General features: G+C 49.5%; 17 protein-coding genes and 1 pseudogene. 9 read left to right on the top strand and 9 right to left on the bottom strand.

The features are described 5' to 3' along the window. Window positions 1–315 precede the first annotated feature (315 nt). Both IEW26_RS28855 and thmT read right to left on the bottom strand, forming a co-directional pair. A complete protein-coding gene (locus IEW26_RS28855; protein WP_188594857.1) occupies window positions 316–1,350 on the bottom strand; it encodes an NADH:flavin oxidoreductase/NADH oxidase in 1,035 nt (344 codons plus the stop codon). A gap of 543 nt (window positions 1,351–1,893) precedes the next feature. Further along, complete coding sequence (thmT, locus tag IEW26_RS28860; protein WP_110899102.1) at window positions 1,894–2,088, bottom strand: 2-hydroxymuconate tautomerase; 195 nt, start codon at window positions 2,086–2,088, stop codon at window positions 1,894–1,896. A 282-nt stretch (window positions 2,089–2,370) separates the two neighbouring features. Here thmT and pepT point away from each other — a divergent pair, with 282 nt between their 5' ends. Beyond that, a complete protein-coding gene (pepT, locus tag IEW26_RS28865) occupies window positions 2,371–3,609 on the top strand; it encodes a peptidase T (protein WP_188594858.1) in 1,239 nt (412 codons plus the stop codon). A 442-nt stretch (window positions 3,610–4,051) separates the two neighbouring features. Here the strand turns inward: pepT and IEW26_RS28870 are convergent, their stop codons facing one another. After that, complete coding sequence (locus IEW26_RS28870; protein ID WP_188594859.1) at window positions 4,052–4,744, bottom strand: Crp/Fnr family transcriptional regulator; 693 nt, start codon at window positions 4,742–4,744, stop codon at window positions 4,052–4,054. 290 nt (window positions 4,745–5,034) lie between these two features. On the opposite strand from IEW26_RS28870, the gene IEW26_RS30675 reads away from it, so the two are divergent. Continuing rightward, window positions 5,035–5,874, top strand: coding sequence for a methyl-accepting chemotaxis protein (locus IEW26_RS30675; protein WP_111273664.1), 840 nt, complete (start codon window positions 5,035–5,037; stop codon window positions 5,872–5,874). 145 nt (window positions 5,875–6,019) lie between these two features. Here IEW26_RS30675 and IEW26_RS28880 read toward each other — a convergent pair whose 3' ends face one another. After that, window positions 6,020–7,456 carry an alanine/glycine:cation symporter family protein gene (locus IEW26_RS28880; RefSeq protein WP_188594860.1) on the bottom strand — a complete coding sequence of 479 codons (1,437 nt, stop codon included), beginning with the start codon at window positions 7,454–7,456 and terminating at the stop codon, window positions 6,020–6,022. Window positions 7,457–7,852: 396 nt separating this feature from the next. Here IEW26_RS28880 and IEW26_RS28885 point away from each other — a divergent pair, with 396 nt between their 5' ends. After that, window positions 7,853–8,782 (top strand): response regulator, encoded by a 930-nt coding sequence (locus IEW26_RS28885; RefSeq protein WP_145404847.1) that lies wholly within the window; start codon window positions 7,853–7,855, stop codon window positions 8,780–8,782. 233 nt (window positions 8,783–9,015) lie between these two features. On the opposite strand, the gene IEW26_RS28890 is transcribed toward IEW26_RS28885, so the two are convergent. Then, window positions 9,016–9,192 (bottom strand): aspartyl-phosphate phosphatase Spo0E family protein, encoded by a 177-nt coding sequence (locus tag IEW26_RS28890; protein WP_111273654.1) that lies wholly within the window; start codon window positions 9,190–9,192, stop codon window positions 9,016–9,018. Window positions 9,193–9,560: 368 nt separating this feature from the next. Further along, window positions 9,561–14,759, bottom strand: a complete 5,199-nt coding sequence (locus IEW26_RS30680; protein WP_308423581.1) for a rhamnogalacturonan lyase family protein — start codon at window positions 14,757–14,759, stop codon at window positions 9,561–9,563. A 491-nt stretch (window positions 14,760–15,250) separates the two neighbouring features. On the opposite strand from IEW26_RS30680, the gene IEW26_RS28900 reads away from it, so the two are divergent. Then, window positions 15,251–15,874: an acetate uptake transporter gene (locus tag IEW26_RS28900; protein WP_111273656.1), complete on the top strand. Its 624-nt coding sequence runs from the start codon at window positions 15,251–15,253 to the stop codon at window positions 15,872–15,874. 249 nt (window positions 15,875–16,123) lie between these two features. After that, window positions 16,124–16,636 (top strand): acyl-CoA thioesterase, encoded by a 513-nt coding sequence (locus IEW26_RS28905; RefSeq protein ID WP_110899134.1) that lies wholly within the window; start codon window positions 16,124–16,126, stop codon window positions 16,634–16,636. Window positions 16,637–16,661: 25 nt separating this feature from the next. On the opposite strand, the gene IEW26_RS28910 is transcribed toward IEW26_RS28905, so the two are convergent. Both IEW26_RS28910 and IEW26_RS28915 read right to left on the bottom strand, forming a co-directional pair. Beyond that, window positions 16,662–17,738 (bottom strand): anthranilate phosphoribosyltransferase, encoded by a 1,077-nt coding sequence (locus tag IEW26_RS28910; RefSeq protein WP_188594861.1) that lies wholly within the window; start codon window positions 17,736–17,738, stop codon window positions 16,662–16,664. A 19-nt stretch (window positions 17,739–17,757) separates the two neighbouring features. Next, the gene (locus IEW26_RS28915; RefSeq protein ID WP_188594862.1) at window positions 17,758–18,351 is read right to left on the bottom strand and encodes an ANTAR domain-containing response regulator; all 594 of its coding nucleotides are present in this window, start codon (window positions 18,349–18,351) and stop codon (window positions 17,758–17,760) included. Window positions 18,352–18,954: 603 nt separating this feature from the next. Between IEW26_RS28915 and nirB the strand changes: the two genes are divergently transcribed. From nirB to cobA, 3 genes and pseudogenes are all read left to right on the top strand, one after another. Next, on the top strand, window positions 18,955–21,396 hold the full coding sequence (nirB, locus tag IEW26_RS28920) for a nitrite reductase large subunit NirB (RefSeq protein WP_188594863.1): 2,442 nt from the start codon (window positions 18,955–18,957) through the stop codon (window positions 21,394–21,396). A gap of 19 nt (window positions 21,397–21,415) precedes the next feature. Continuing rightward, complete coding sequence (nirD, locus tag IEW26_RS28925) at window positions 21,416–21,733, top strand: nitrite reductase small subunit NirD (RefSeq protein WP_111273660.1); 318 nt, start codon at window positions 21,416–21,418, stop codon at window positions 21,731–21,733. A gap of 62 nt (window positions 21,734–21,795) precedes the next feature. Further along, window positions 21,796–22,597: pseudogene (gene cobA / locus IEW26_RS28930) on the top strand (uroporphyrinogen-III C-methyltransferase). An 81-nt stretch (window positions 22,598–22,678) separates the two neighbouring features. On the opposite strand, the gene IEW26_RS28935 reads toward cobA, so the two are convergent. Continuing rightward, window positions 22,679–23,317, bottom strand: a complete 639-nt coding sequence (locus IEW26_RS28935) for a TetR/AcrR family transcriptional regulator (RefSeq protein ID WP_111273662.1) — start codon at window positions 23,315–23,317, stop codon at window positions 22,679–22,681. Window positions 23,318–23,514: 197 nt separating this feature from the next. On the opposite strand from IEW26_RS28935, the gene IEW26_RS28940 reads away from it, so the two are divergent. Beyond that, window positions 23,515–24,282: an SDR family NAD(P)-dependent oxidoreductase gene (locus IEW26_RS28940; protein WP_111273663.1), complete on the top strand. Its 768-nt coding sequence runs from the start codon at window positions 23,515–23,517 to the stop codon at window positions 24,280–24,282. The last annotated feature ends 224 nt before the right edge of the window (window positions 24,283–24,506 follow it).

A 24,506-nucleotide genomic window follows, 5' to 3' on the forward strand; every position in this document is an offset into this window, starting at 1 on the left:
CATCCGTACTTCCATCGGTGCTCTTCACATATGGATCATAATAGAGAACAACCGCATCTTCGAAGATAATTTCCGCATTCGAACATGCTCACTGCATTTCAATACAAGCGCCACCTTCCAACATGCCCCTACCATTCAACAGCCCCTATCTTCAAACAGGATCCTTACCTGGATTGAAAAATGACGCATTCTCCAGCCTCAGTCCTTCCAGCATCAGTCCACATTCAACTTCTTTCCAAACTCAAGCCCTTTCGGTTTAAGCTCATTCCTTCATCTTTCGATTTAAGCTCATTCCCTCATCATTCACTTTCAGACTTAATAACCGCGGGAATACTGCTCGGCAATGGCCGCATGCTCCTTGCTGACACCCAGTTCAAGCGCAGCATGGTTCGCCCAGTACGGGTCGCGCAGCATACCACGGCCGATGGCAACCAGGTCAGCATCTTCATTACCGATAACGGCCTGAGCCAACGCCGCATCCTCCAGCATGCCGACAGCAATGACAGGCACATGCAGCTCTTCACGGAAACGGCGGGCAAACGGAACCTGATACCCCGGATAGTTTCCAGGTTTACGCTGACCGGATGGCCCTTCTCCGCCGGAACTGATGTGGAATATGTCCACGCCTGCTTCTTGATAGGCACGGGCGACCTGGAGCGTATGATCGATGTCATATCCGCCATCAGCATATTCTATAGCAGAGATGCGCATGATCAGCGGCATGTCTGCGGGCATTTCTTTTTTCACCGCATGAATGACATCCACGCCAAATCGCGACAGCTCCTGCCCATACACATCCTCACGGTGATTCATCAGCGGAGAATGAAATTGGTGAATCAGATAACCATGTGCACCATGAAGCTCGATAGCATCTACGCCAGCCTGAACAGCCCGGCGGACACCAGCTGCAAATTTGTGCACCATTGCCACCACTTCCTCAGTTGTCAGCGCACGCGGTTCCTTATACGCTTCTCCTGGGAACGTAACAACAGATGGAGCAACTGGCTGCGAAGCATCCTGGGCTTTGCGGCCTGCATGAGCGATCTGGATCGCCACTTTGGAGCCATGTGCGTGCATTCCATCTACCAGCTTCGCGAATGCCGGAATGTGATCGTCTGACCATATGCCCAGATCCTGATCCGTAATCCGCCCATCCGGTTCAACATCCGTCATCTCAATGATAATCAGTCCTGTTCCACCGACTGCACGGCTCACATAGTGAACCTGATGCCAGTCATTCGGGATGCCATCCTTTGCCGTAACGGAATATTGGCACATTGGCGCCATAACGACACGGTTCTGCAGCTGCAGGCTTTTGAATTGATATGGTGAAAATAACTTCTCTGTCATCGTAGTTACAACTCCTGTTCATGTTCTGTATTTTCAGCTTTGTGATCTTGTCAACAATCAACCCGGTTCCAGCTCTAACGATTACCACAAGGCTTATTCGCCCCCATTTAGGGCTGTCCCAATTCTAACAATTCCCAGAAAGCTTATTTCATCAAGAAACCGGAAAAACGATCCTAATTGCAGCAAAATAAGCTATATAACGTCTCTGTGAATCGTTAGAAATGTGAACGGCTGCGAAACGCCTAAATAAGACTTCTCCAGATCGTTAGCGCTCGACACGCTGCATCATTTGCACCTTTCACAACATCCGTGTCTTTCACAACCTTCACAGCATTCACGCGCAAGCATTCTCCTTTTCACACCGTATACACGGCGTTTAAGCGCACATCCTGTTTGTTCACTAATCCATTCTTTATTTCACTTTGCTTGGATTTTTATTTTTCCCTCTCTTGGCTATCCTTACTTTTTGCTATTTTCATTGCTTGCCTTACTTCACTTCTTCCATCCCTTTGCATTCGTTGCTCGGCTTTACCTTGCCTTGGCTCAGTTTGTATCCAGATCAGAGAACATTTTGCCGTTCTTGCCGTAGTTATCCTTCTCCAGATCCTCTATGAAAATAAAAACCTTGCTCGCTTCCACACCCAGCGTCTCACAAGCAACCTCGGTCATTCGTTCGATCAGTTGACGCTTCTGCTCTTTGGTTTTGCCTTCCAGCACCTTCACTGTAATAAATGGCATCAGATCAACACATCCTTTCTTCATAGCTATTATGAACCTGAGATGAGAAAATTCAAGTACGCACTTTTTTGTGCCCTCCCGTTCATATCTTTGTCTAGCTACATCATGACAATACAATTATGCATTGCACACCGAGCCTCTCTTAACCGGGCAATCATGCAAGGAAAACAAGCACACCTGATTCCGCAGCCATACCAACATTCTAAGTATCAGACCCAAACGTGATATGATATGGTTACAGTAGTTACAATAGATATATTACCCATAGAGGAGCGATTACTCTTGAAAGACATATTAATTCAAAGACTTAGCACTTACGTGCAGATGGATACCCAATCCGATGAAAATAGTGACACCTGCCCATCCACACCTGGACAGCTTGCCTTAGGCCGCCTGCTTGTAGAGGAATGCAAATCCATCGGACTGCAGGAAGTGACGATGGATGAGAACGGTTATGTGATGGCTTCACTTCCAGCCAATACAGATCAAGAGGTGCCTGTCATCGGTTTTCTGGCCCATCTGGACACCGCCACCGATTTTACAGGTAAAAATGTGAAGCCGCAGGTGATCGAAAACTATGACGGTGAAGATATCGTACTGAACCGGGAACTGGATGTCATTTTGTCCACTAAAGACTTTCCTGAGCTGCGGGAGTACAAGGGCCATACCTTAATGACCACTGATGGTACAACGTTGCTGGGTGCAGATAACAAAGCAGGCATTGCCGAGATTATGACCGCCATGGCTTACCTGATCGAGCACCCGGAACTGAAACATGGCAAGATTCGGGTTGCCTTTACCCCGGATGAAGAGATTGGACGAGGCCCCCACAAATTCGATGTGGGAGCCTTTGGCGCCAAATATGCCTATACGGTGGACGGCGGACCGCTCGGTGAACTGGAATACGAGAGTTTCAACGCCGCGGCAGCGAAAATTACGGTGCGAGGTACCAACGTGCATCCTGGAACAGCCAAGGGAAAAATGGTGAACTCACTCAAAATTGCGATGGAGCTTAACGGATGTCTGCCTGTAGAGGAAGCTCCTGAATCCACAGACGGTTATGACGGCTTCTACCACTTGCTTTCCATGGAAGGTGATGTCGAACTGACGAAGATGCACTACATTATTCGTGATTTTGACCGAGAAAAGTTTGAAGCGCGTAAAACCAACCTGTTAAACATCGCAGATCAGCTAAAAGCAAAGTACGGAGAGAAAAATATTACCGTCGAGCTGAATGATCAGTACTACAACATGCGTGAGAAAATCGAACCGGTTCGCCAGATCGTGGATATTGCTCATGAAGCGATGACACGTCTGAATATCGAACCGGTGATCCGCCCAATTCGGGGCGGGACAGATGGCTCACAGCTTTCCTACATGGGCATGCCCACGCCGAACATTTTCACCGGCGGTGAAAATTACCACGGCAAGTTCGAGTATGTATCGGTAGATAACATGGTGAAAGCAACACAGGTCATCGTTGAGATCGCACAATTATTCGAGCAGCAAGGGAATATCTGACTCCAATAGCAGAGGAATTTTTGACTCGATCGAATCGTCAAGCGTTTTACAGAAGAATACCTCAAAACAAGAACAAGAGCATCCTTTACAGTAAAGGGTGCTCTTTGTTGCATGCGCTATTTAGGACGTGTCTTGAATCCTACTGAAGTGCATCTTTTACCTCCTTTTCGCCCCCTGCTGCGTCACTTTCCCTTGACGTGCCCCGGCACGCCTGCAGTAAACTTCCTGGCTTGGAACAAAATTCAAGAAAATCTGCCGTCTTCAGAGTTTTCAGACACGCCCTAATTTGTTCATGTGTTTGGTCGCTTCATTTATGTGACAATTGCTTCCTCCATTTATATATCCAGTCATTTCAATCCTTTGCACGTCGCTTCTCTCATTCATGCATCGGTTATTTCTATCATTCATACGTCTTTATTTCCTCTTTCGTGTGCTCAGACATTTACTCGTAAATATTGCCGCCCGCTATCTCGCGCAGCTCCTCAATGTTCTCAATAACAATCTTTCGTCTCACTTTGCGAATGATGTCCCGTCCGCACAGGTCCTGAATCACCCGATTGAGATGTCTGTAGCTGGTGCCCAGCAGATCAGCCAGCTCCGTCAGTTTGGAGGTCTGAATCTCTTCAGATGCTGCTGCATCCTGCTCTATGATGGACAGCAGATAACTGGCAAACCTGCTCTCAACAGGGTAAAGCATGTTCAGGCTCGACAGATTCGAGAACGTGTGCAGCTTGTGTGTCACCTGACTCAGCATAAAATAGAGGAATTTCGGGTTCTCCACGTACGTGTTCTGAATAGCGCGATAACTGATGGCAAGCAGCAGACTGCGACTGACAGACTGCACCGTATTGTTAGCCTCTCTCCCGTTAACGAGCTCCAGATCACCGACAAGAGCAAGCGGGGTGCTGAACCGAAGCAGCAGAGATTTGCCATTCGGCAGTGTTGTAAAAATTTTGAGCTTGCCTTGAACGAGAAAGTACAGGCGCTCAGGACGCTCCCCTTTTTCACATATTGTTTCACCCTTATCTGCCTCCAGCAAACGCAATTCGGTCATTGCGCTCTCATCCAGCACCTGATCCAATCCGTACTGCCTGGCAAGCTTGTGCATTAGCTCAAAGTCCAGAACTTCCTTCATTCAGACTCCCCCCATCATTATCTCAATGATACGAAAAAATGGACATATGTCCCATAAATTCAACCATAATCGATCCTTAATTTGACACAAAGACAGTTACAATTAGAACAAATATCCAATATCAAGATACTTTTGGAAAATAGTTTGAAAATGATTCTGAAAATATATCAAAATTTTGTAATCAGGCATTCAGGATATTTGTTTTTTGTCCGATGAACAATAGAGATTCTATTTAATTTTCCTATTTTAAAATTTAAATATTGAGAGGATGATTCCGTTCCATGAGTTCTATAAACGTTGTTGACGCCTTGTTAAAAGTTCTGCCTTATATTAGCCAAATTCTCCGGGAGCCGGCAAGCCTTTCCGTATACGATCACGAAAAAGTATTAGACGTTCTGGCAACCGATCGATTCGATCTCGGCTTCGAAAGAGGAATGAAGCTGATTGACTCGTATCAGAATTTTGCCGTGCTGAAAAATGGAAGAGAAGCCACGCTCTCCACAATTCCTAAGGAAGTGTTTGGTCTTGAGCTCGATACACTGAACATTCCGATCTTCGATGAGCAGCAGAACGTGGTTGCCGTATTCTGTGCATCCTATGACCAGTCCAACCAGAATCATCTTGAGGAGATTATACAAGAGAATCAGCATATTAACGCCAATCTTGTCGATATGGTGCAGCACGTCGCTGCTCACGCAGAGGAATTACAGGCAACCAGCGAGCAAATTCTGGAAAACACACGGGTCGCTGTACAGAATTCATCCCAGATTAACAAGGTTGCCGGCTTCATTCGTGAAATCTCCGAACAAACCAACCTGCTTGGTCTGAATGCTGCAATAGAAGCAGCTCGTGTCGGTGAAGCTGGTGCCGGATTTGGTGTCGTTGCAGCCGAAGTTCGCAAGCTCTCTGTTGATGCAAAACAAGCAACGACAGATATCGATGCCAGCCTGAAGGATGTGCAGCAGGTCATCCAACAGATGTCCGTTGAAGTATCCCAGATTGCAGCTTCTTCCCAGGAACAGGCTTCACTCGTTGCATCGTTCACAGATGTCATTGAGAAGCTGAATGATACAGGCGCACGCATGAAAGCTCTGTCCGAACAGCTGATCAGCTATTCTGTACAAAAGTAATCAAGCACGGATCCGTTATAAGACGCCGGATAATAAAAGGACTTGGGATGCCATGTTTAATGGTATTCCAAGTCCTCTTTTATTAAATAAATAATGATTAACGATTTCATTCTTGCTCATGGGGAGCAATTAGTCTATTTTTGACTTACCCAGTCGCATCAAGCTTTTTATTCCCCATCACCGCTTCTTCCGACTCCCAGCATTCAATCTCGCCCGGAATATGAATGCGATCACGAGTGAAGACAGGATCACGTCCCTCGGACTTCTGCCGCTTGTAATCCTTGAGCGCCTCGAAGGTTACTTTGGAGAGCATCAGAATGGCAATCAGGTTTACCACAACCATCAGTCCCATGAACAGGTCGGCGAGATCCCATACCAGCTGCACCTTCGAAATAGCCCCGAACAGCACCATACTGATAACGGCAATACGATACACCCACAGCCACACTCTGCTCGATTTAATAAATTCAATATTCGTCTCGCCATAGTAATAATTGCCGATCAACGTACTGAAGGCAAACAGGAAGACCATCACAGCCAGGAAGCCGGAAGCCCATGAACCGATATGAACACTGAGCGCAGCCTGAGTCAGCTCGATTCCGCCCAGATCGGAGCCTTGATATACCCCGGATAACAGAATGATCATGGCTGTACTCGTGCAAATAACCAGGGTATCTGTCAGGACACCAAAAGCCTGTATCAGTCCCTGCTTGACTGGATGTGATGTATCGGCTGTCGCCGCGGCATTAGGTGCACTACCCATACCGGCCTCATTCGAGAAGAGTCCGCGTTTGACTCCGTTCATCAGCGCGGCGCCCAGCGTACCGCCAGCCATCTGTTCCATGCCGAAGGCATTTTTGACAATAAGCGCAATGATGGCCGGAACCTCAGTAATATTCACCAGCACAATAAACACAGCCACACCAATGTACAATACGGCAAGCACAACGACAATATATTCCGACGCCTTCGCGATTCGTTTGACACCACCCATAATAATGCCTGCAAAGACCACAGCCATAATGATACCTACGGTTAGACGATCGGTGCCAAAGGAATTCTGGAACGCCACTGTAATCGTGTTGGACTGCACAGCGTTAAAGACCAAGCCGAAGGAAAGGGTGATCAGAATTGCAAACAGGACCCCCATCCATCGTTTACCAAGCCCACGTTCCATATAATACGCAGGTCCTCCGCGGAAACCGCCATTGTCCTTGATTTTGTAGATTTGAGCGAGCGTGCTCTCGACAAAGCTTGATGCCGACCCGATCATGGCGATAATCCACATCCAGAACACAGCCCCGGGTCCGCCCAGTGCTATAGCCAGTGCAATGCCCGTAATGTTTCCCGTACCCACACGTGCGGCCATACTGATACAGAAGGCCTGAAACGGTGAGATTATGCCCGGCACCTTGCTCTTTGGTTCTTTGAGCACCTTGACCATATCACCAATCATGCGGAATTGCATAAATCTCGTTTTAGTTGTGAAGTACACACCACAGACGACCAACAGAATAATTAACAGCTTGGACCAGAGAAAATCATTGAAAAAGACGACAACATCTTGTATTGTTTGCTCCATCGGTACGCCCCTTTATATGATGTATGATTAAAATAACCGAACATTTGCAACATTTTGCACAATTTCGGAAACAGACTGATGCATGTTACTTATACTACAATTGAATCTACCGAAAACGACAAATACCTACATGATTACTGCACATTTTTTTCAAAAACGATCCTCTCTTATCCAGTCATTGTCATTTAAGCTAACATATCAGCTTCTATGCAGAAAAGCGGGGAGGAAGTATGATAGAAGTAGCGTTTCACGTCGTGCTGGAGATACATCGAATGAACCGTAAACCAGCATAAAGGAACATCAAACATGATGAATACAGCGGGATATACCGCGTGACCATATAACATCTTATCTCGGGATTAACGAGAGCAAATGGAAGGAAAGGACTTGAAGCTTATGCGTTATTTTATCGTGGACGATGATGCAGGGATTCGTTCGATGCTGACGGACATCATCGAGGATGAAGCATTGGGTGATATTGCCGGAGAGGCCGAGGACGGGGCACATGTGAATGCCGAATTACTGGAGCTGCACAAGGTGGATGTGCTGCTGATTGATCTGCTGATGCCGCAGCAGGACGGGATTGAAACCGTACGTGCACTCGCAGGGAAATTCAAGGGCAAGATCGTGATGATCTCACAGATTGAGTCCAAGCATATGATTGGAGAGGCCTACTCTCTTGGCATTGAGTATTATATTACGAAGCCTATCAACCGACTGGAGATTCTGTCGGTGCTGCGGCTGGTGGAGGAACGCTTGCGGATGCAGCAGTCCATCGCCGACATTCAGCGCACACTTCAGGGGCTGTCGGGATTGCAGTCTGGCGAGCGCAAGCCGGTGCACGAGCCGGACAAAACGATTGCTACCGCAGGTCATTTCCTGCTGTCCGAGATGGGCATGATCGGCGAAGCTGGGAGCCGCGATCTGCTCGATATGTTGGAATATCTGGAGCTGCTGGAGACGGACGAGCATAAGCTATCACCGTACACATTCCCGTCGCTCAAAGACATTTTTCAGAACGTGGCTCAGCGCAAGCTGGGACAGGATGCAACGGCGGCCGATGTGACCAAAGAAGTGAAGGCTGCGGAGCAGCGGGTCCGCAGGGCGATATTCCAGACACTCAGCCATGTTGTATCGCTCGGGTTGACGGACTACACACACCCCAAATTCGAGAACTACGCCTCCAAATTTTTCGACTTTACCGAGATTCGCAAAAAGATGCTGGAGCTGCAAAACAACGTGGAGCCTTCCTTGTCCCAAACACGCATTAATACGAAAAAGTTCGTGCAGGTGTTATATCTGGAAGCCAAGCGCATGCTTCATTAATTATTAAAAAGCAGCTTATCATAGGCGGCGGCAGCCGCTGATAACTGGTTCTCTGATAGACAAAAAGGGCATGAACGATCCGCCGACAAGATTCACCTCGTGCTTGCTTCGAGGTGAACCCTTTCGGTGGTCGTCATGCCCTTCTGTTGGTGTAATCATCCTGTACGACCCAAGCCATACATTTCGATAAATACTGTATTGTTATTTATATTTATTTCCCATCCAATTCGCTTTCACGTTCGCGTCTGAGTCCGGGATATCCGATTATATTCATTGATTAATTCATCCAGCGCCATTGACTGTCGAATGACATCAGGATGTCCAAGCCCGCCCTTATTGCGCTCTACCAGCTTATGAAGGTTATGCCTGGCCTTTTCTATTTTATTTTTCAACTCCAAACTCATAACCATGGCCCCTGATACCTCCTTCATTTGTGATACATTGTAGTGTTTCCTGTCAATCTGCAACTGGATTAACATATGGCATAGGAGACATGGATGTTTTGTATGCTTCTCCATATTTTGAGAGGGCTAGTTCCATTTTAATAGAGATTGGTGAAAAATACCAGATGTAACACGGCCTTGTCACATCCCTCTAATGATCTGTACGTCAAAAATCCGCAGATACATCGCCTCAAAGCAGTTTGTGTCGTAATTGTGTATTTTATGAAATACACAAAAAAGCACCCTTCTAATCTCAGACGTCATAACTTAAACCGACGCTCTTGATTTGGAAAGGTGCCCATGCATGCATTACTGTAATATTAATCGGTAAGACGTTATCGGGTAACGTTCACCCGTATCGGTTCACTTGTTGTTTTCCCACTTGCATTGATCCATTCCACCACATATTCGTATTCTCCGATTGCACGGGCCTTGATTTCAAGCCTGGCTGTCTGTGCATTTGGTGAAGACACGGTGAGCGGCTGGCTATCCACCTCTGTACCATTCTCGTACAACCGATACGATGCTGCATTGGTACCCCACCACATATTCATTGTAATGGTATAGTTCCCATCTCCATCCCAATTGTCATGGGACAGTTCAGGCTTTGAGGGCGCAGCATCTCGAACGATAACCGTGAGCGGCTGACATGCCGTTGTGCCTTTAGCATTCGTCAGCTCACACGTATACACATACGTACCGTTGGCCCGCCCCTCAATGGAAGTGGAGGCCTTCTGTGCAGCGGGGGTGGATGCGGACAGCTTCTGAGTATCCAGCAATTCTCCGTTCTCATACAGCTTATACTCCGCAGCATTGTTGCCCCACCACATATTCATCGTAATTGTATAATTCCCGTCACGGAGCCCGTTCCCGTGACCGTGATTGTCGGACAGAACAGGTGTCCCGGGTGCTCCCGCTGCCTGGTCACCTGCTGTAACAGCCACCTCTACAGCAGCTTCGGTGACCAGACCGACACCGTTCACTGCACGAGCTGTGAACATATGCTTGCCCGCAAGCCCGGTCAATGCGATCTCATCACCTTGCTGCACCGTCTCACCATCCCAGGTCAGCTCCAGACGCGCAATGCCTGATTCAGGATCTTCTGCCTTTACTTTAACCTGAAGCACCTCTTCCTCACTCATCTGCTCCGCAGGCATACCTGTAATGACTGGAGGTGTCGTGTCTTCCGGCTCCTGCGGGCCGCCAACATAACGAATGTTCGGCGCTTTTGGCTGCTCCATACCAGCACCAAGATAGAAGCTGGTATGCGGCGGCTGGTTGTAGGCCACATTTTGCCAAGCCACACCCAAACGATAGACCGGATCATGCATCAATGTACGCAGACGCACATCCGTCTCATCGGTTGTGGTATAGATACGCAGCTCGGAGCTGTCCTGACTGCGCCAGATCACTTCCTCGCGCCAATCGCCAAACAAATCGGCTTGCAAGCTTGGATTGGCCTTAGTGCCATTGTTGGAAGCAGCACCCGCTGCCGTCAGCAGATTAATCGTAGTCTGATTCTCGTAATCCCACTTGTCGATGCGAATGCCGTCCTGCAATTCGCGCAGCAGATCACCATCCCACCAGATGCCAAAGTTCGTGGAGGAGGGAATCTTCGTCGTGATTAGCTCTCCCTTGGCACTGTACAGCCCGGTAATCGGGATGTGCTGTTCGTTGGTAATGGTAGCAGCCCACACCTCTGCCCCAGGGTAATTAGGATCAATATCTGCTGCCATGCCGCGTCCAGTATCCATTCCCGTAAATACCCCCCACAACACCTCACCTGTAGCTGCATCACGCATCTCCATGCCATACTTCGAGCTTTTGTCCTCATGAACTCCGAATACTTCCAATCCCGGACGGGTCGGGTCAAGATTGCTCAGATGCATCGCATCTCCATGTCCCAGCCTTGTATTGTAGAGTGGTTTGCCATCATCGTCGATAGCCATGGCTCCAAACGTAATTTCATCCTTGCCATCCCCGTCTACATCTGCAACAGACAGGTTGTGATTCCCTTGACCTGCATATGATCCGTACCCTTCATCATTGGAGTCAAAACGCCAGACTTGACTGATCCTGCCATCCCGGAAATTGTAGGATGCAAGCACGGTACGTGTATAATATCCACGGCTGAACATCGCACTCGGATGCTCTCCGTCCAGATAGGCTACAGCCGCAAGGAAACGGTCTACCCGGTTTCCATATCCGTCACCCCAGGCAGCAACGTCACCGCGCGGCGGATCATAGTTCACCGTATCCAGTGCCGCCCCTGTCTCTCCATCAAATACCGTCAGGAATTCATCACCCAGCAGCACATACCCCGAGCTGTTGCGGTGATCTGCATTTGCATCTCCAATCACCTTACCCTGGCCGTCGATCGTGCCGTCTGCTGTTCGCATCATCAGCTCAGCCCGGCCGTCTCCGTCAAAATCATAGACCAGAAATGGTGAATAATGTGCTCCGGCGCGGATGTTAGGGCCCATGTTAATACGCCAGAGCCGGGTTCCATCCAGCTTGTAGGCATCCATGTACACAATACCCGTAATGCCTGCCTGAGAGTTATCCTTGCCGTTATTAGGGGACCACATCAATACAATTTCATACTCACCGTCTCCGTCCACATCACCTACACTGGCATCCCCGGCATAATAGGAATAGGGCTGCCCGTCTTTGGTATAAGCATCAGCTGGCTTCTGCAGCGGGACGGAAAGGTACTGCTCCTGCCAAACACCGAACTCCTTCGTTGCTGGCTTCTCCAGCCCATTTTCCACCGTCATTACACGGTATTTAGAGGTTTCTGTCCCCTCCGCATCCGTATAATTCGTGCTGCCCATTAACGGTTCTGAGTTGAGCTTCACCCCGTCACGATACAGATTAAATGCAATTGAATCGGCATCCAGGCCAAGCATACGCCAGCCGATGTAATTGCCCTGCTCCGTTTGCACTGCAACCGGGGCCCGATCCAAATACTCCATCGCCCGGTTCAGCGTTGTTGCTGCCGGAGTTTCAAGCGCACTGGACAGCTCGGATATACCGCCCGCGTTCACTGAGGCAACTTTATAGTAATAATGAATCGTACTAAGAATGGAAGAGTCCTTATACAACGTATCCTTGGTGCGACCGATCATCTCGTAAGGTCCATCCTGCCTTTTGGCACGGTAAATCTGATAAAAACGCGCTCTGGCAGCTTCACTCCATGTGAAGGTCACATCATTTTTGTTTATTTCCTGCATGCTCAGGCCGGAAGGCACTTCCGCCTTTGTGACGCTTGGATCAACGGTAGATACGCTCAGCGCATTGGACGCCAGTGATTCTGTACCTGTCTGATCCACAGCCGTCACCGTGTAGACATAGTCCATGCCCAGTTCAACCTGTTGATCTGTATACGTCGGTGTGTCCACGGCAGCCAGTAATTCCGGCTTGGCAGCTCCCGCAGATTGACGATAGACCTTATACTGTACGTCTCCTGCAGCCGCATCCCAGGATAACACCGCACGAATTGGGTCGCTATCCAGATCAAGGTTATCCAGTTTAAGCTGCGAAGGTGCCATAAACGTTGGTGTAATCTCCAGGCCGTTGAGATGTGCCGTTTGACCGCTAAACACCAGATTCATCTGACCATCCTGAACCTCAACCTGATTGATGACTTTTTCAGCTATATTTTTGGCACTTGAGGATACGGTCCCGTAATCCTTCCCCTCGATATTGATGTTGGTCCGAGCCGAGCCGATCCAGTCGCCAATGTAAGCTTTGACCGAATAACTGCCATTAGGCAGATCCACCTTGAACTCATAACTACCGCCAAAATAAATAACAAAATCGCGGCGAAGCTCATCCGTAGCATTACCCCTGTCCCGATCCGCCATGTTCGCCGAAGAGGTCAAGCCGTATCCACGCTCTGACGTGTATAACGTGTTCCGGTTCACTTCGCTGTACCCCTCTGCAACAGGGGAACCTACCGGACCAAAATCATATCGGTACGCAGCCGACTTCGTGGTGAAGCTCACTTCATCTGACGGCTCGGATTCTCCGCGACCATTCACTGCTGTTACACGCACCGTATAGGTTTCCCCTTCCGCAAGACTGGTTAAGGTCATCGTTGGCACGGTTGCCGTTCCGGCAAGCTGATACGCAGATTCCGGCTCGGTGGATAACTTACGATAGATTTTGTAGATATCCGCCGTATCATCTGCCGTCCACTTCAACACAGCACCCGCATTGCTGATACTGCCCGCCTTCAGCCCACTCGGCTTCGCCGGTAGCTCAGCTGGCACGTCTGCATCCTTCACCGCGTCTGCCAGAGGAATATCCAGCTCACGCACCGCACCTGCGACCAGTCTGGCGATCTGGATGGCACCATACTCCTGAAAATGCGTATTGTCTGTCGCCCCATTAGGGAAAGCCTGATATATGCCTGGTGCCACATGCAGGAATACGGATAATGTAGCCTCTGGTCCGATCGAGTCATAATATTCAATGCTGAGCCTGCTCAGATCAATCAGGAGCACGTTATTTTCACTCGCCACTTCCTTCGCGGCCTGAACATACTCAGGGAAGGAAACGTTGAATTTGCCCGTGCTTGCATTAAAATCCCTGCGCCCCATCGGCGTCACCAGAATCGGTGTTGCCCCCCGCTGCCGCACACCGTCGATGTAGGTTTTCAGATATATTTTGTAATCGGCTGGCGAAGCGTAACGTTCAGGCACACTGATCGTGGCATCATTATGCCCGAATTGCACGAACAGGTAGTCTCCCGGACGAATCATTCTCAGAATCTCATCCAGGCGCCCTTGGAAAATAAACGATTTGGAGCTGCGCCCGCCAATGGAATGATTTTTAATCTCTACACTTTCATCAAAAAAGGAAGGAAACATCTGGCCCCAGCCCGCTTGCGGCTCCCAGTAAGGGTTGTAGGTCTGCATCGTGGAATCACCCGCCAGATACAGGGTAGGCTTGCTTCCAGCTTCACGTTCCGTCTGCTTCGTAATCACCAATGCATTCAGATTCGCTGCCGCTCCTGAGAACACAAGATTCATCTGGCCATCTACAAGAGCAAGATCGAAGCTCATCTCCAGATACTCACCTGCAGCCTTGCTGTTCAGCTGTACCTTATTCATGCTCTCCACATCAATGGCAATCTCTGTAGCTCCGGCAGCATCTCCTGCAATCAGCGAAACCGTGTAATCTCCATTTGGCAGATCCACGTTGAATTGCCCACCCGCAGCAAACGTTGCAAAATCAGACTTGATCGGATCACTGATTTTACGATCCTGCACAGTCACTTTGGAGACATCTGCGAAGCCGTATCCTCGTTCTGAGGTATACGCTGTATCTGCATCTACACCCGTATAACCGTTCGCCACCGGTCCTGATCCAAAATCATATCGATATACAGCATCCTCTGCAGCAGATGAATCCAGCTCCGCCGCGCGCGCCTCGGTTACACCGAACACAGAACCCCACCCCAGACTGGACAAGGTAAAAACGAATATAAGCAAAATCAAGCCGAGCTGACGCATCTGTTTGACGATCATCAACACCCATCCCTTCGCTTCTTCATCATGGAATACAAATTGACTTTCCTGAGACACCCTCTCAAAGTAAGCGCTTGCAAAATAATCTGGAACTTGATATCTCTAGTATAGTTACTCCGGCAAGCAACCTGCTCCTTGTTTTTCGCTCACTCCCTCCTACCGCAATTCACACTGCGGTCGTCAGATCATCAACACCCGGACAGCGGATGTGATTTCCACTCGATACTAACCTTTATCCTCTGGGAATAACATGTAATTTTCCGTCTTTTTTCACCACAAACCCGATATCTTGCATTACTGTTCAACTGGCTGTTACAGAAGTAACCGTTTTCGCGAGTTTCAGGTAATAAAATCCCTTTCCATAACCGGGGCATTCGGGTACAATAGGGCGATATGTGTGTCCGGGTCCGGCGGATGCCAACATGCAGTGCGAGGATAACCTATGCAGGTCTATCATGCAGATTTGATATTATTGGAGGCTAATCAACACCATGCAAACCGAGTCACAAACTAAAGTCAAAATCATAAACGCCGATCCCAGCGCGATGGGATTATTTGGGCTGGCCATTGTAACCCTTGTCGCCTCGTCCCAGAAGCTCGGCCTTACCGAAGGGCTGAGCTACGCTATTCCATGGGCTATCTTTCTGGGTGCATTTGCTCAATTATTCGCATGCATTCAGGATTCCAAACGCAACAACACATTCGGTACCACCGCTTTTGGCGCGTATGCTTTCTTCTGGTTCGCCATGGGTGCTAACTGGATGATCAAAATGGGTGTGTTTGGCTCTACACTGGCTGAGCAGACCGATGGCAAGCAGCTTGGATTTGCTTTTGCCGGATATCTGATCTTCACCCTGTTCATGACGATCGGCGCTGTTGAAGCGAACAAAGTCCTGCTCATTATTTTCATTCTGATCGACTTCCTGTTCCTGGGTCTGACCTTTGACGCTTTCGGCGTAGCACCTCACATCTTCCACACCATTGCAGCATACGCTGAGATGGCGATTGGCATTGTGTCCCTGTACGGTACAGGTGCTTCTGTGCTGAATGCTCACTTCGGTTATACATTCCTGCCAATTGGCAAACCTTCTGGCATCTTCAGACCTAAGGCTTAATATACAGTTGTAGCAACAACCGCCTGCGCGCCGGTCCGCGCCCGGCGGTTTTTTCTTGTAACGGAGCCCTGAAACACTTCATTTGAATATACATCTGACCGAAACCTATACTTAGGGAGAGACGCTTTTCAATCTGGCCGTTCCCGCAGAAAGCAAAAAGGCTTCATGTTATGCAGCACAGCAGCAGCGACCATACTGCAAGGAGGAAGAACAATGAGAGAGATACCGAAACCTACGGAGATGGATCAAATGGAGAGAAAGTATGTACGTGAAACACGCTGCTTCAAAACCGCCCGGGTATTCCCGACAGATGTCAATAACCATAACACCTTGTTCGGCGGCAAGCTGATGTCCTATATTGATGATATCGCTTCGATTGCCGCATCCAAGCTATGCCGGGTCAATACGGTTACGGCTTCAACCGACTCTGTCGATTTTCTGTACCCGATTAATCCAACCGATTCGGTAACATTGGAGTCATTCGCAACATGGACGGGACGCAGCTCCATGGAGATTTTTGTGAAGGTAATTCGCGAGGATCTGATGACGGGAGAGAAAAAGATTGCGGCAACGGCTTTTCTGACCTTTGTGGCCCTGGATGAAAATAACCGCAAATTGATCGTGCCCCGGATTATCCCGGAGACCGAGGAAGAAAGAAAATTGTACGAGACTGCTCCAGATCGGGCGGCCATGCGGAAAAAACGGCGGGAAGAGAGCAAAAAATTCGCTGACTTCCTGACCGTCTCCTATCCGTGGGAATAAACCGCACACGAACTGGACCGTACCCTCATCTGGACGATGCCGGATAGCTCGAGACCGCTCTGCTGTCCGGCAGCTCTCCACCCATAGATACACACCACTGTTGATAAAGACGATATGCAGCCCCGCTGTCCAGAAGCTCCTTCGAAGCGTAAATCCCCTGCTCAATGGAAGGCACTCGCCCCGCAGCGTATAAACGGAACCCGGCATTAAGCAGCACCTGATTGACAAACGTAAGATGCCCATCACCGCGCAGCACCTGCTCTGCCATCTGAACCTGCTTTGCCGCGGTCCAGTCCATCTCCGGTACGGGCATATCCAGTTCGTAGGCAGAAGGGTCTATCAGTTCCAGCTTCATTTCTCCGTCCTCCACGGCATATACACGTGTTGGCCGATCAATATACAGATCCTCCGACCCTTCCATGCCTTGAACCACGTAAGCACGTTTATACTCAAAGCGTGTGAGCAGCTTGGCGATTCGGTCAAGAAACGTATTATGAAATACACCAAATACGAGGTAAGATGACTTATTGTAATCAATCAATTTCTCGGCTGTATTCAGCACCGTTCGAAAACCGAGCTCCTCTCGTAAAGGACGAAGCCTGCCCAGTGGCTCACACCAGTCCTCCGACGAAACATACATTACCCCTGTACGAAGGGCGGCGCTCCGGGCATCTTCCCGGTTCATTCCGCGTATGTCCATTCCTGCTTCTCTTAATAATACAGGCAGCGTAACGCCCCACTTGGGCGGTAAAGGTTCACTGCCATGCAGCGTAACCGGCAGTCCGGCCGCCGCCAGCACAAATGCTGCGGGATACGTCGCCATAAATGACTTGGTACGCCCGTCATATGGCCCTGCGCAGTCCAGACCATCCTGAAATACAGGCATTCGATCGGCGTTATTACGACAAGCATGCACAAAGGCTTCCAGCTCTTCAACATTCTCCATCTTCATCCGCTCAGCCATCAGAAAAGCCGCCGTCTGGGCAGGAGAGACTTCCTGATTCAAAATTTTCTCGGCTACAGCAAGCGCTTCTGCATAATTCAGATCACGCGAGCCGCGCTTACCGCGCCCAACCTCTCGAAGGATATGAGGCATATCCATAGAGCATTCCCCTCTCTGATTAAGACTGGAGCAGTTGATGAGCCTTTACAATGGCAGTGGCTACATCAACCATCCGTTTGCGCTCATCCATTGCCTTTTTCCGCAGCAGATCGTAGGCTTCCGACTCGGATATTTGCTTCAGATCACACAAAATCGCCTTGGCCATATCGATCCACTTCCGATCCTCAAGCCGGGACTGCAGCTGCTTTCGCTCCTGCTCCCACTGCTTGCGCTCCATGTAACGCCTCGCCGCAAAATGCAGTGTCCAATGTATCTCCGGTCCAGTCATGGACGGTGTAAGTATCCCGTCAAACGAGGTCTCCACTTCACAAACCTCTAGCGAAGAAGAGGCCGTATCGGGAGCGCACCACCAGAGCAGCGGAGCATCTGATTTCCCCTTTCCCAGGCAGTTCACCCAGTAGGTCACATCTGCAAGAGACAGATGCAGTATAAAGGCTTCCGCTTCACGGGCCAGCTTTGCCACCTCTGCTTCACGATCTGTGACCTGTACATGATAACCATTCGCTCCCAGCACCTTCTCCGGCGTCAAAGGGATCGCACCCGGCGAATCGGCTGCAATGGGTTGTACACGGATGACCAATATGGATCGCATGATAGATCAATCCCTCCTTGTATTTATCCACCGTCGGCACATTTTCTTTTAACACATTAACACGAAAAAGTAATTTGCTAAATGAGACTAAAGACATGTTATGTTACCTAACAAAAATATATAAGTTTCTCTGGTCCGCTCTCGAATCATGCCATGTGATATACATACCATTTCGGCTCTGCTTTTTTATAGTTCGTCGTTTATCATTACAGTTATAGAGTGTGGTGAAAAGCGAATGATTGCTGTGCACACAGCCGTTTATGATTGAGACAGCGGACCCGATATTCCGATTCGGACTTCCAATAAACTCATGTAAACATAATTAACTTCAAATTTCAAATACTTTTTTATGTTAACTATATTGACATGTATTAAGCCGTATTTTATAGTTAACCCATAACAACTCCATAAATTTCGATCACAGTTACAATGGCGTAGCTGGTGGAAACGGCAATGAAGCCTGTTTTGCAATCTCGGATAGTAGGGATGCGTATGTTTATACGCAGTCATCCGAGGCATGACAGGCTTTTTCGATTTTCCAAGAACGTGTTCGGGCAGGTAAATATGCAGTATGTAGAAATGGAACCAAGGGGGCTAACCACAATGAGTACAACGAAAAAACTGGTGCTGGTCGGCAATGGCATGGCAGGAATCCGTACCATTGAGCATATTCTGAAGCTTGCTCCGCATGCGTATGAGATTACTGTGTTTGGTGCAGAGCCGCATCCGAACTACAATCGGATCATGCTGTCCTCCGTACTGGCTGGCGGAACGTCCATTGAAGATATCGCCATCAACGATTGGAGCTGGTACGCAGATAACGGCATTCAGGTCTATCCAGGGGACCCGGTGGTGCAGATTGATTCGGAGCGCAAAGAGGTTGTATCCCGGAATGGCGTGCGCGCAACCTATGATGAGTTAATTCTGGCGACAGGTTCACAGGCATTCATTCTACCGCTCCCCGGTGCCCGGAAAGAAGGCGTGATCGGTTTCCGTGATATTCAGGACTGTGAAACGATGATGGCTGCATCACAGAATTATCGAAAGGCTGCTGTCATTGGTGGGGGTCTGCTCGGCCTTGAGGCCGCTCGCGGACTGCTGAACTTGGGTATGGACGTTACCGTCATTCATATCAACGGACATCTGATGGACCGCAATCTCGATTTGCCGGCAGGCTTGATGCTCCAGCGAGAGCTTGAAGCGCAGGGTATGAAGTTTCTTTTGAACAAACATACGGAAGAGATCACGGGCAAGGGCCGGGTCAAAGCACTTCGTTTCACAGATCAAACGATGCTTGAAGCTGATCTGGTCGTGATGGCTGTTGGTATCCGTCCTCAGATTGAACTGGCTCGGAACAGCGGTCTCGAGGTGAATCGCGGTGTCATTGTAGATGATTACATGCGGACCAGTGTGCCAGGCATTTCGGCTGTCGGCGAGTGTGCAGAGCATCGCGGAATTGCATATGGACTCGTAGCTCCGCTGTATGAACAAGGTATGGTGCTCGCCAAACGTCTCGCGGGTGCGCCAACAGAAGGATACGAGGGCTCCGTTACCTCGACCAAGCTGAAGGTATCGGGGGTCGATGTATTCTCCGCAGGACAATTCAAGGATTCTCCCGATACACGCAGCATCCGCATTCAGGATGATGTAGATGGAGTATACAAAAAGTTGGTGATGAAGGACGGCCAATTAATTGGCGCTGTATTGTTTGGGGATACAAGCGACGGAGCCTCCCTGTTCTCTCTCATCAAAAGTGGCGAAAATGTTAGCGGCCGCGAGAAGGAAATTCTGCTCGGTGTGCCTTCTGGCACCTCAGATGCTGGTCCGTCTGCAGCTGAACGTATGGCCGCCATGCCGGAGGACGAAATCATCTGCGGCTGTAACGGTGTGACCAAAGCAGCAATCGGTGATGCCGTGCTGAATAAGGGCTGCAATACGGTTGGAGCCATCAAGTCCTGCACCAAGGCGTCGGCCTCCTGCGGGGGCTGCAAACCAATTGTCGAATCGCTGCTGACCCATTATGCAGGCGATAATGTCGGGGAACAGACCAAAGAAGGCATCTGCGGCTGCACCTCGTACGACCGGGATGAGATTGTCGCACAGATCAAGGAGATGGGATTGAAGACCGTCAAGGAAGTGATGAATGTGCTTGGCTGGGAGGAGCCTGAAGGCTGCTCCAAGTGCCGCCCTTCCCTCAACTACTATCTCGGTATGATCTGGCCGACCGAATACGAGGATGAGCGTGCATCCAAATTCACCAATGAGCGTTATCACGCCAACATTCAGAAGGATGGCACATATTCCGTCATTCCGCGTATTTATGGCGGCGTAACTTCTCCGGCAGAACTCATCAAGATCGCAACCGTCGCAGAGAAGTATGACGTGCCGATGGTTAAGTTCACAGGCGGACAGCGACTCGATCTGCTTGGCGTACAGAAGGAGAATCTGCCGAAGATATGGGAAGAGCTTGATATGCCGTCCGGGTTCGGATATGGCAAGGCACTGCGAACCGTCAAGACCTGTGTAGGGAATACGTTCTGCCGCTTCGGTACACAGGATTCCATCGAAATGGGCATACGTCTGGAGAAAAAGCTCGATAAAATGGTTGCTCCCGCCAAAGTAAAACTGGCTGTCTCTGGATGCCCGCGGAACTGTGCCGAGGCAACGATCAAGGATCTGGGTGTTGTCGCCATTGACGGAGCATGGGAGCTTCACGTCGGGGGCAACGGTGGTGTGAAGGTTCGCGCAGCCGAGCTGCTGTGTACGGTGAAAACGGATGCCGATGTGGAAGAGTGGACCTATGCATACCTGCAATATTATAGAGAGAATGCAAGATGGAATGAGAGAACGGCGGCCTGGATTGAACGGGTAGGACTGGATCATGTGAAGCAGGCACTCGCTGACCGCGAGGTACGCCTTGCCCTCGTGGAACGGCTGGAAGTGACACTGGGCCACACGGTTGATCCTTGGAAGGAAATTATTGAAGACGAGAAGTTACGCAAAAACTTCACTCCGCTGTCCGGCGCAGAACCGGTGGCCCACTAGAAGAGGAGGAGGAACAGCGATGAAGAAATTCCGAATTGGACATCTGGCCGATATTGATGAAAAGGGAGCAAGAACCTTCCTCGTACAGGATACGGAAATTGCGGTTTTCAAACTGAGTGATGGCAGCCTGCACGCTGTCGAGAATCGCTGCCCTCACAAGGGCGGCAAGCTGTCGGAAGGCATGGTATGCGGCACGGCGGTTCACTGCCCGCTGCATGACTGGAAAATTGATCTGCGCAGCGGCAAAGTACATGAACCGGACGATGGATGTCTGAATACGTATCCGACAGAAGTGGATGGAAACAGCGGTGACATCTACGTATTGATCGCTGGATAACGAACTGGGTAAAGGTCTGAGATAGGTTTATTTACGAAAAGAGAAGAAAGAGGGTGTGCGCTATGAGGCCTGCTGCAGGTGAGAGCAAGGTGACGAACCGGGGTGTGGTCAGCATTATTGGCGCTGGACCTGGAGATCCCGAACTGATTACAGTAAAAGCACTGAAACGCATTCAGGCAGCTGATGTCATATTATATGATCGGCTTGTCGGTGATGCCCTGCTTGCTGAAGCTCGGGAGAATTGCCCTTTGCATCTACTGCGGCAAAGCCCCAGGTCTTCATTCCATGAGTCAGGAGATGATCGGACGTATACTCGCCTCCCATGCTGCTGAAGGAAAACAAGTGGTTCGTCTCAAGGGCGGTGATCCATTCATTTTTGGCCGCGGTGGAGAAGAAGCGCTCGTCCTGGCTTCCTCCGGTATCCCATACGAAATCATCCCGGGCATCACCTCGGCAGTGGGGGCTTCCGCCTCCTCACTGATTCCGTTGACACATCGCGGAGCAGCATCTTCCTTCGCTTGTGTAACAGGCACTGGCCGTGATGGATGTGTGTCCTCTGTCCGCTGGGACCTGCTTGCCCATAGCGTAGATACGCTGGTGATCTATATGGGGATCAGCCAGGTGCCGCAGATTCAGCGCGAGCTTCTCCTGCACGGTAAATCGGGGCATACCCCCGCAGCACTTATTGAGCGTGGAACCACAGCCGAGGAACGAATTGTCACCGGAACTTTGGCAGAACTGCACACTCTCGCCGTTACGCACCACATTACAAACCCGGCACTGATTATGATTGGCGAGTGCGTACTCGTCCGCGAACAGCTGCTTCAGATGCAACGGACAGCGAACGCTTCAATGACAGGTTAATCGACGGAATGTTCGGGGAAATTACCACATACATCTTCTACATTACCTCTCCGCTTCTACCTGCCTGTTCCTGAACAGGAATTAATCTGACAGCATACGCTCGTGCACTGTCCGGCCCTTCTGCCCTGGCTCGATCAGCAGACGGGTCGGTTTAATGTTGATGAGAGCAGTCAACTGTTCCCCCATATAGTGTGCAGAATATTTAAATCCAACCTCCGCCCAATGCATAATAACTCCCACCGTTGCCGACACCAGATAACTTAACATAATGTCGTAATTGATCACTTGCTCACTATCTTCAGTTACCAGAATGAATTGTTGGGTCAGGTAATTTCGGAACACATTGTTGATCCTGAGCGCCATATCTCCATGCATCGTCATTAAAGCCCGGAATTGATCCTGATGTGCTTCGATATATTCAAATACCGGCATCGTTGAAGGAAGTACCCCGGTCATGTCTACTTCTGTGAGATTGGAGTAAGGTTCCGCATACGCTTGTCCCAACCCTTGCAGGAAATCATCCAGAAGGAATTGCAGCAGCTCGGGCTTGCCGGGAAAATGCAAATAAAAGGTGCCCCGATTATAATCCGCCCGTTCCGTGATATCCCGGATCGTCAGGGCATCGGCTCCCTTTTCCAATATTAATGAAACTGCCGCAGCGATAATCGCATCCTGCGTTCTTCGTGCTCTACGATCCTGAGGATGTTCAATAATCAACATTTTCGCCCCCTTTGTCTATTATTGTATCCTAAATGAACAACGCTTACATCTATGTTCAATAGCTGACATTTACGCTGTCAATGATTATTGTCACATGTTTATGTATATCTTAACATTAAGACAGGAACTAACAACGACAGGTTTTCTTCTTATGGAGATTACCTGCCCACTATATATTATAAGGAGACGATTCAATCATGAGTACATCCTATACACAAACCGCTGTAATTACAGGAGCTGCCGGAGGTATCGGTAAAGAGCTGGCACGCCGCCTGGCTGAACGCAAAATCAATCTGGTGCTGGTGGACTTGAACGAAGAAGCCATCGAGAAAACCATCGCGGAGCTGAACCTCGATAAAGAGCATGTCATTGCGGTAAAAGCTAATGTGTCCGACGAAGCAGACGTCAAAAACTATGTGCAAAAAGCGCTGGATGCCTTTGGACGCATTGATTATTTTGCCAACAATGCCGGCATTGAAGGACCAACGGGCCTAATCGAAGACCTCAGTGTTGAAGCACTCGACACCGTATACAATGTAAACATTCGCGGGGTATTCCTCGGTCTGCAGAACGTTATTCCTGTCATGAAAAAACAAAAATCCGGTGCGATTCTGAATACCTCTTCCCTGGCAGGTCTGATGGGCGCTCCGGCTGTATCTCCATATATTATGTCCAAACATGCCGTTGTTGGCCTCACTCGTACGGCAGCCAATGAGCTGGCGCCTTTCAATATTCGCGTGAACGCGGTACTGCCAGGCACCATCAATACTCGTATGATGCGCCAGATCGAAGCGAACTCCGGCAACGTTGAAGATTACCAATCGGCTACGGTAGCTGCGATCCCAATGGGCCGTTACGGCGAACCGGAGGAAGTGGCCGCTGTAATGAACTTCCTGCTGTCCGAGGACGCATCGTATGTTACCGCCTCTCTCTACACTGTTGATGGCGGTATGATGGGGCAATAATGAGGTAGCTTAGGTAATAGCGTAATGGACACGGATGTAGGCGCAGTGCAGGTGGGCTACACATGGAGACTATGCATTTGGTTATATTAGCCCGATTGTAGTCGCAGCATCACATCCTTACGTGTGCGTGTGCGTGTGCGTGTGCGTGTGCGTGTGCGTGTGCGTGTGCGTGTGCGTGTGCGTGTGCGTGTGCGTGTGCGTGTGCGTGTGCGTGTGCGTGTGCG

The organism is Paenibacillus silvae, from assembly GCF_014639235.1.
Classification (GTDB): Bacteria; Bacillota; Bacilli; order Paenibacillales; family Paenibacillaceae; genus Paenibacillus; species Paenibacillus silvae.

Coding starts and splice junctions, on each gene's coding strand:
- IEW26_RS28855 (WP_188594857.1), bottom strand. CDS start 1,350: ATGACAGAGAAGTTATTTTCACCATATCAATTCAAAAGCCTGCAGCTG.
- thmT (WP_110899102.1), bottom strand. CDS start 2,088: ATGCCATTTATTACAGTGAAGGTGCTGGAAGGCAAAACCAAAGAGCAG.
- IEW26_RS28870 (WP_188594859.1), bottom strand. CDS start 4,744: ATGAAGGAAGTTCTGGACTTTGAGCTAATGCACAAGCTTGCCAGGCAG.
- IEW26_RS28880 (WP_188594860.1), bottom strand. CDS start 7,456: ATGGAGCAAACAATACAAGATGTTGTCGTCTTTTTCAATGATTTTCTC.
- IEW26_RS28885 (WP_145404847.1), top strand. CDS start 7,853: ATGCGTTATTTTATCGTGGACGATGATGCAGGGATTCGTTCGATGCTG.
- IEW26_RS28890 (WP_111273654.1), bottom strand. CDS start 9,192: ATGGTTATGAGTTTGGAGTTGAAAAATAAAATAGAAAAGGCCAGGCAT.
- IEW26_RS30680 (WP_308423581.1), bottom strand. CDS start 14,759: ATGATCGTCAAACAGATGCGTCAGCTCGGCTTGATTTTGCTTATATTC.
- IEW26_RS28900 (WP_111273656.1), top strand. CDS start 15,251: ATGCAAACCGAGTCACAAACTAAAGTCAAAATCATAAACGCCGATCCC.
- IEW26_RS28905 (WP_110899134.1), top strand. CDS start 16,124: ATGGAGAGAAAGTATGTACGTGAAACACGCTGCTTCAAAACCGCCCGG.
- IEW26_RS28910 (WP_188594861.1), bottom strand. CDS start 17,738: ATGGATATGCCTCATATCCTTCGAGAGGTTGGGCGCGGTAAGCGCGGC.
- IEW26_RS28915 (WP_188594862.1), bottom strand. CDS start 18,351: ATGCGATCCATATTGGTCATCCGTGTACAACCCATTGCAGCCGATTCG.
- nirB (WP_188594863.1), top strand. CDS start 18,955: ATGAGTACAACGAAAAAACTGGTGCTGGTCGGCAATGGCATGGCAGGA.
- nirD (WP_111273660.1), top strand. CDS start 21,416: ATGAAGAAATTCCGAATTGGACATCTGGCCGATATTGATGAAAAGGGA.
- IEW26_RS28935 (WP_111273662.1), bottom strand. CDS start 23,317: ATGTTGATTATTGAACATCCTCAGGATCGTAGAGCACGAAGAACGCAG.
- IEW26_RS28940 (WP_111273663.1), top strand. CDS start 23,515: ATGAGTACATCCTATACACAAACCGCTGTAATTACAGGAGCTGCCGGA.